Origin of the sequence: uncultured Jatrophihabitans sp., from assembly GCF_964246335.1 — a bacterium.
In the GTDB taxonomy this organism is placed as follows: domain Bacteria; phylum Actinomycetota; class Actinomycetes; order Mycobacteriales; family Jatrophihabitantaceae; genus Jatrophihabitans.
The window spans coordinates 1-7,229 of record NZ_CAXTQF010000103.1 but is presented as its reverse complement, the minus strand read 5'-3'; the positions used below and the strand labels follow the sequence as shown (position 1 = coordinate 7,229).

The 7,229-nt window shown below is 69.8% G+C and carries 6 protein-coding genes; 4 read left to right on the top strand and 2 right to left on the bottom strand.

Annotated elements, in window-relative coordinates:
- Positions 1-68: 68 nt before the first annotated feature.
- Both wecB and ACFFCN_RS18035 read left to right on the top strand, forming a co-directional pair.
- The gene (gene wecB / locus ACFFCN_RS18040) at positions 69-1,241 is read left to right on the top strand and encodes a non-hydrolyzing UDP-N-acetylglucosamine 2-epimerase (RefSeq protein ID WP_375493919.1); all 1,173 of its coding nucleotides are present in this window, start codon (positions 69-71) and stop codon (positions 1,239-1,241) included.
- Between the two features lie 27 nt (positions 1,242-1,268).
- On the top strand, positions 1,269-2,591 hold the full coding sequence (locus ACFFCN_RS18035; RefSeq protein ID WP_375493917.1) for a glycosyltransferase family 2 protein: 1,323 nt from the start codon (positions 1,269-1,271) through the stop codon (positions 2,589-2,591).
- A 30-nt stretch (positions 2,592-2,621) separates the two neighbouring features.
- Here the strand turns inward: ACFFCN_RS18035 and ACFFCN_RS18030 are convergent, their stop codons facing one another.
- Positions 2,622-3,158: a GNAT family N-acetyltransferase gene (locus ACFFCN_RS18030; protein WP_375493915.1), complete on the bottom strand. Its 537-nt coding sequence runs from the start codon at positions 3,156-3,158 to the stop codon at positions 2,622-2,624.
- A 195-nt stretch (positions 3,159-3,353) separates the two neighbouring features.
- Here ACFFCN_RS18030 and ACFFCN_RS18025 point away from each other — a divergent pair, with 195 nt between their 5' ends.
- Together ACFFCN_RS18025 and ACFFCN_RS18020 are read left to right on the top strand one after the other, a co-directional pair.
- Positions 3,354-4,091 carry a LysM peptidoglycan-binding domain-containing protein gene (locus ACFFCN_RS18025; RefSeq protein ID WP_375493913.1) on the top strand — a complete coding sequence of 246 codons (738 nt, stop codon included), beginning with the start codon at positions 3,354-3,356 and terminating at the stop codon, positions 4,089-4,091.
- On the top strand, positions 4,088-4,609 hold the full coding sequence (locus ACFFCN_RS18020; protein WP_375493911.1) for an Rv3235 family protein: 522 nt from the start codon (positions 4,088-4,090) through the stop codon (positions 4,607-4,609). The genes ACFFCN_RS18025 and ACFFCN_RS18020 overlap by 4 nt, the downstream gene beginning before the upstream one ends.
- 207 nt (positions 4,610-4,816) lie before the next feature.
- Here ACFFCN_RS18020 and secA read toward each other — a convergent pair.
- The coding region (gene secA / locus ACFFCN_RS18015; protein WP_375493909.1) for a preprotein translocase subunit SecA at positions 4,817-7,229 on the bottom strand (2,413 nt) is incomplete at its 5' end.

The following is a 7,229-nucleotide window of genomic DNA, read 5'->3' as shown; positions in this document are numbered from 1 at the left end:
GGGCGAAGGTGACCCACCTTCGCCCCGACAGCCGGCAGCCGGTCACCGACCGTCAAGGAGCTCCTTGCATGACTGCAGGACGCACGTCCTCGTCACCCGAAATTCCGCGAACGACTTCTCTGCACGCCACCGTCCTGGTCGGCACCCGTCCCGAAGCAATCAAGATGGCCCCGGTCGTCCGCGCGCTGCAGGCAGCCGACGCCGACGTCCGCGTCCTGGCCACCGGGCAGCACCGCGAGATGGTGGCCGCCCTGCTGCCCGCGCTGGGAACGCCCGCCGATCACGACCTCGAGCTGATGCGCGAGGCACAGACGTTGCCGGCACTGACGGCTCGCGTCATCGACGCGGTCGCCGCGGACCTCGCCACGCACCGGCCCGACGTCCTGCTCGTGCAGGGCGACACCACGACGGCGTTCGCGGGCGCGCTCTCCGCGTTCTACGCCGGCGTCCCGATCGCGCACGTCGAAGCCGGGCTGCGTTCCGGTTCGCTCACCGATCCCTTCCCCGAGGAAGCCAACAGGCAACTGCTCAGCCGGCTCGCCACCTGGCACTTCGCGCCGACGCACCGCTCGCGCGTGGCTCTGGAGGCCGAGAACATCGACCCGGCAGCCATCACCGTCACGGGCAACACGGTCATCGACAATCTGCAGTGGGTCTGCGATCAAGGTCTCGGACGCTCCGCATTCATCTCCGGGACCGACGAGCGCCGCCGGGTGCTCGTCACCATGCACCGCCGGGAGAACCACGGTTCGACGATCGGCGACCTGGCCGCCGCGATCGGCCGCCTGGCGCGCCGGCACGAACTCGAGGTGGTGTTCCCCGTCCACCCGAATCCTGCTGTGCGGTCGGCGGTCCTTCCCGTCCTGAGCAGTGAATCGTCCGTCCGGCTGCTCGAGCCGCTGGACTACTTCGACTTCTGCGCAACGCTGCGCGACACCGACCTCGTGCTCACGGATTCAGGTGGCGTGCAGGAAGAAGCGCCGTCGTTCGGCAAACCCGTACTGGTGCTGCGCAACACGACCGAGCGGCCGGAAGCCGTCGAAGCAGGGTGCGCTCGCCTGCTCGGCACCGATCCCGCCGACCTCGAGCATGTCGCCGACCAGCTGTTGACCGACCCGGCCGCCTACAGCGCCATGTCGCACATCGCCAACCCGTTCGGTGACGGACACGCCGCCGAGCGAATCGCACAACGAGTCTGCGCCGATCTCGCAGCACCCATTCCGGACGACCGCGTTGCCTAGCCACGCGCCGCACGCAGGAGGCAAGTCATGACCATCGATCTCACCTGGGCCGGCTGGTTCACCAGCATCGTCGTCCTCTACTACGCCGCTCTGTTCGTCGTCTCCCTGCGTCGGCCCGGTGCAGACACCGCGCCGCCCGGGTGGGAGTCACCGCTGATGATCGTCGTCGTGCCTGCACGCAACGAGGAGCAGGTCATCGGCGACACGATCACCAATCTGCGCGGTCTGGACTACGCCGGGGCATGTCGGATCCTGGTGGTGGACGACGCCTCGACGGACACCACCGCCGCACTCATCGCCGAGCACGCGGCCCAGGACCCGAGGGTGCGCCTGCTCTCGCGCACTGCCGAGCAAGGCGGACGCGGCAAGAGCGACGTGCTGAACCACGCGTACCGGCTCATCCGCGACGCGGCGCTCGCCGGCGACCCCTGGCTCGAGGGACGCGGCCCGAGCGACATCGTCTACGCCATCGTCGACGCGGACGGCCGGCTGGAGAAGGACAGTCTGTCCGTCGTGGCGCCGTACTTCATCGACTCATCTGTCGGCTCGACCCAGGTCGGAGTGCGGATCTACAACGCGGGGGACAGCACGCTGGCACGCATGCAGGACATGGAGTTCGTCGGTTTCACCTACCTGGTGCAGATCGCCCGCGACCGGATCGGCTCGTCCGGCCTCGGCGGCAACGGCCAATTCACGCGTCTCGCGGCACTGATGACGCTCGGTGACTCGCCGTGGAAGATGACGGCTCTCACCGAGGACCTGGACCTCGGCCTGCGCTTGATCGAAGCCGGTTGGCGCACGCGTTTCTGCCACCACACGACCGTTGCGCAGCAGGGCCTGACCAAGTGGCGTCCCTTGCTTCGCCAACGCACGCGCTGGATCCAGGGCCACTACCAGTGCTGGTCGCACATCCCGCGGCTGGCCCGCGCGAAGGGCGCCAGCCTGGCCGGCCGCTTCGATCTCGTCACGTATCTGTTCCTCGTGGTCACGGTCGTCGTCATCAGCTTGAGCATGACGGCGTCGGTGGCCAGCAGTCTCGGATTCGTCAAGATCACGTCGTCGTTCCTGTCGTTCGTCCCGCAGGGCCTGCCGCTGCGCATCACCTCGCTCGTGCTCAGCCTGCTGCCGCTCGCGACGTTCATGCTGACCTACCAGAAGAACTCGCGGCATCCGTACAAGTGGTGGGAGGTGCCGACATTCGCGCTCGTGTTCTCGGCCTACTCCTACGTCTGGATCGTCACGACCGCGCGCGCCTGGACGCGGATGCTCCTACGCCGCAACGGCTGGGTGAAGACGCCGCGCGTCGGCACTGTGGCCGCGTCCGCCGCGTCCTTGGAGCTGGTTTCCTGACCCAGGTCGTCACCCGAGCGGCCAGGACCGCTAGGTCCCGGCCGCTCGGGTCGTCCGCGGCAGGAACATGACGCGCACCGGGTCCTCGGCCGCGGGAAGCCAGTCGGGCCGGAACCGCCCGGCATCGCGCCAGCCGCGGGACTCGTACAGCCGCACAGGCTCGACGTGCCCGGCCACGACGTCGAGCACCGGTGCTCCGCCGTCGGCCAGCGCATGCTCCGTCGCCCGAGCCAACAACGCCGAGCCGATGCCGCGCCGTGCCAGGCGACGGTCGGCGAACAGGACGCTGATGCAGCGCAGCCGGGATACCGGCACACCATGTGCAGCCGACCCCAGCCGGGCGAGTTCGCCGTCGGCGACGGTCTCGACGGTCACGTGCCCGGCGATGTCGTCGTCCACGACGGCGACCCAGGCCGCGAGCTCGCTCGGCCTGCGCACGAAATCCGCCAGGTCGCCTGCCCAGGGCCAACGCAGCGGGTAGCGCGTCTGCGCTTGTTGCCGGGTCAGCAGCTCCACGAGCGCTGGCATGTCGTCGTCCCGGCGGCGCCGGATCAGCACGTCGGACACGTCGAAACGATAGAGGTCTGCCGCCCGTCGCCGAGCGGGCCCGCGCTACGCGAAGGAGCCGACGAGGTGCGCCGCTTCCTGCTTGGCACCGCGACACCTGCCCGTTCCCTTTCTGTCCACAGCCTTTCCTCCGGGCTTGAACAACGTCCTATGCAGGTATACAAACGCAAATGGACGCAAACGAGAGGGTTTGACATGCGGCTGGGGTACGCGGGGGCATTGGTCGTCAGCGACCTTGCGGTGCTCGCTCTCGACCGCCCGGACCCCGGTCGGCTGATCGCGAGCCTCGGGCAACCGCACGCGTGGCTCGAGCGCGTCGGCGCGGACGGCGCGTGCGCCCAGCTGGCCGGCGCCGCGCTCTGGGCGGTGGCCGCGTGGCTCGCGGTCGGCCTGCTCGCCGCCGCCGCCGCCGCACGCTTACCCGGCGTCGCAGGACGTCGGGCAACGCTTGTTGCGCGGCTCGTCCTGCCCAGGGCGTTGCGCACGATGCTCGCCGGGTCGGCGGGGCTCGGCATCCTGCTGGCGCCGGTGGCCGCCGCGGCGACGACGCCCCTCGTGGGGCACGGACCCACCGCAGCCGCGGCGGCGCACGCGGTGCCGACCCCGACGTGGCCGCTGCACACAGCACCGCACAGCCACGCTCGGCACCATCCGCAGCGTCCAACGGTCCAGCCGCCGCGTTGGCCGATGTCCGCGCAGCCTGCTGCGCCCACCGCTACGGGCGACCGCGACACCGTCACGGTCGCGCCCGGCGATTCGCTGTGGCTGATCGCCGCACGACGGCTCGGCGCGCACGCATCGCCGCAGGCGATCGCCGAGGCGTGGCCGCGCTGGTACGCCACCAACCGCAACGTCGTCGGCGGCGACCCGACCGTCATCGTCCCCGGCCAGGTGCTGCACGCGCCGGCCGACATCGGCAAGGAGACGCCATGACCGCTGCGCTGACCTACCCGCCGGCTGCGCCCGGACGCGTGATCGTGCGGCCCGCGCCGCGCCGGGAGCCGCCGTTCGACGACGAGCTCACCGCGCCGATCCCCCTGTTCGGCCCGCACGCACCGCGGCTACCGTTCGACGCGGTCCCCGCACCGGCCGCGTGGTTGCCGAAACCGGCGCGTCCACGCGGCTTGCCCGACCCGGAGCGTTGGACCCGCCAACTGCTCATCGGGATGATCGAGACGGCCGGCGGCCGCAGGCCGTTGCACCAGCTGAGCGCGATGCTCAGCCCGTCGGTCAGCAGCGGCCTCGGCACCGATTTCGAGCGGGCGATGCGCCGCGGCAAACCGCACTGGCTGCATTGCGCGGCGGTGCGCACCGTCCGCTGCGCGGAGCCGCGCGAGGGTGTCGCCGAGCTGTGCGCCGTCCTCGACACCGGCGAGCGGGTGCACGCCATGGCGCTGCGGCTCGAGGAACGCCACGGCCGGTGGCGCTGCACCCGCATCCAGCTCGGCTGACCGCGCCTCGTCGACCGCGCCTCGTCGCCTCGACCCGACGGCCACGGCATCCGTCGTGTGGCGCCACTGCGGGCGATCTGTCGGCGTGTCGGCCCGCAGCGCCGCCACACGAACCCGCGACTGTGCACCGTCTGCAGGTGAACAACGGCGTGTCGCCCGGTTACCCGTGCACAGTCCAGCCCGAGCATCGGGGAGCGGTGACTACGGCTACCGCTTGCGCTTGTTCTTGTTGCCGCCGCCGGACCGGTTGCCGCGGCTGCCGCGATTCGGGTTGCGCGACGTCTGCTTACGAGCGGCCGGCTTCGGCGTGGCGCTCGAGTCGGTCGACACCGACGGCGAATCCGAGCCCAGCTCGGGCGCGATGTAGGTCAGCTGGCGTTCCTCGTCGCTGCGCTGGAGGCCCTTGGCCTTCACCTGCGGCGACCCGCCGTTGTGCCCGTTGGTGGCGTCGTGCTCGAGCTGAGCCGTCGCCAACTTCGCGAGATCGAGCTGCGGCCCACCCTCCTGCGCGGCGAGCAGTTCGTCGTCCTCGGCCGGCGAGTAGGCCCCGTCGTTCGAACCCGAAGGGGAGCCCGACCCGGAGAACGTCGGCGGACCGGCCGACACCGCGACCGGGGACTCGGCTGCAGCGCTTTCCTCGTCCCCGACCTCGACGTCCAGGTTGAACAGGAAGCCGACCGACTCCTCGGTGATGCCGTCCATCATCGCCCGGAACATGTCGTAACCCTCGCGCTGGTACTCGACCAGCGGGTCGCGCTGCGCCATCGCCCGCAGGCCGATGCCCTCCTGCAGGTAATCCATCTCGTACAGGTGCTCGCGCCACTTGCGGTCGAGCACCGACAGCAGCACCCGACGCTCGAGCTCACGCAGCACCTCGGGCGTGAGGTCCTCCTCGCGCTGGTCGTAGGCGGCCTGCGCATCGGCGACGAGCTCCTCGACGAGGAACTCGCGCGTGAGGTCGGCCTTCTTGCCGCCGGCCTGCTCGACGGCTTCGTCATCGGTCAGCGAGATCGGGTACAGCGTCTTGAGCGCCGTCCACAGCTGGTCGAGATCCCACTCCTCCGGGTAGCCCGAGGCGGTGGCGCCCTCGACGTAGCTCGTGACGACGTCGGTGATCATCGGCCGGATCTGCTCGGTGAGGTCGGCGCCGTCGAGCACCTCGCGCCGCTCGTCGTAGATGACGGTGCGCTGCTTGTTCATGACCTCGTCGTACTTGAGGACGTTCTTGCGGATCTCGAAGTTCTGCTGCTCCATCTGCGTCTGCGCGGACTGGATCGCCTTCGAGACCATCTTGGCCTCGATGGGGACGTCCTCGGGCAGCCGCAGCATGTTCATCATCGCCGCGACGCGCTCACCGTTGAACCGCACCATCAGGTCGTCACCGAGGGAGAGGAAGAACCGGGACTCCCCCGGGTCGCCCTGCCGGCCAGCGCGACCACGCAGCTGGTTGTCGATGCGCCGGGACTCGTGCCGCTCGGTGCCGAGCACGTAGAGGCCACCGGCGGCGACGACCTCGTCGTGCTCCTTCTTGCTCGCCGCCTGCGCCTTCTCCAGCGCATCCGGCCACCCGGCCTCGTACTCCTCGGGCGTCTCGTCCGGGGTCAGCCCGGCTTCGCGCAGTGCGAGGTCCGCGGTGAACTCCGGGTTGCCGCCGAGCATGATGTCGGTGCCGCGCCCGGCCATGTTCGTGGCGATGGTGACCGCGCCCTTGCGCCCGGCACTAGCGATGATCGCGGCTTCCCGCGCGTGCTGCTTGGCGTTGAGGACCTCGTGCGGGATGCCCTTGCGCAGCAGCAGCCCGGACAGCCGCTCGGACTTCGCGACGCTGGCCGTGCCGACGAGCACCGGCTGGCCGGCTTCGTGCCGCTCGGCGATGTCGTCGATGACGGCGGCGAACTTGGCGTCCTCGCTCTTGTAGATGAGGTCGGTCTCGTCGTCACGGACCATCGGCCGGTTCGTCGGGATCGGCACGACGCCGAGCTTGTAGGTCTGGTGCAGCTCGTTGGCCTCGGTCTGCGCGGTACCGGTCATTCCGGACAGCTTGTTGTAGAGACGGAAGTAGTTCTGCAGCGTGATCGTGGCGAGGGTCTGGTTCTCCTGCTGGATCTGCACGCCTTCCTTGGCCTCGATGGCCTGGTGCATGCCCTCGTTGTAGCGCCGGCCGGCGAGGACGCGGCCGGTGAACTCGTCGACGATCATAACGTTGCCGTCGTTGACGATGTAGTCACGGTCGCGCTTGAACAGCTCCTGCGCCTTCAGCGCGTTGTTCAGGTAGCCGACAAGCGGGGTGTTGGCCGCCTCGTAGAGGTTGTCGATGCCGAGCTGGTCCTCGACGAACGCGACGCCGTCCTCGGTGACGGCGACGGTGCGCTTGCCCTCTTCGACCTCGTAGTGCGTGTCGCGCTTCATCCGCGGCGCGATGCGCGCGAACTCGAGGTACCAGCGCTGGTTCTCCTCCGCCGGCCCGCTGATGATCAGCGGCGTGCGGGCTTCGTCGATGAGGATGGAGTCGACTTCGTCTACGACGGCGTAGTTGTGGCCGCGCTGCACGAGGTCCTCGAGGCTCCACGCCATGTTGTCGCGCAGGTAGTCGAAGCCGAACTCGTTGTTCGTGCCGTAG

Excerpts from the sequence above, each read along its gene's own strand:
- wecB (WP_375493919.1), top strand. The coding sequence starts at position 69 with ATGACTGCAGGACGCACGTCCTCGTCACCCGAAATTCCGCGAACGACT.
- ACFFCN_RS18035 (WP_375493917.1), top strand. The coding sequence starts at position 1,269 with ATGACCATCGATCTCACCTGGGCCGGCTGGTTCACCAGCATCGTCGTC.
- ACFFCN_RS18025 (WP_375493913.1), top strand. The coding sequence starts at position 3,354 with ATGCGGCTGGGGTACGCGGGGGCATTGGTCGTCAGCGACCTTGCGGTG.
- ACFFCN_RS18020 (WP_375493911.1), top strand. The coding sequence starts at position 4,088 with ATGACCGCTGCGCTGACCTACCCGCCGGCTGCGCCCGGACGCGTGATC.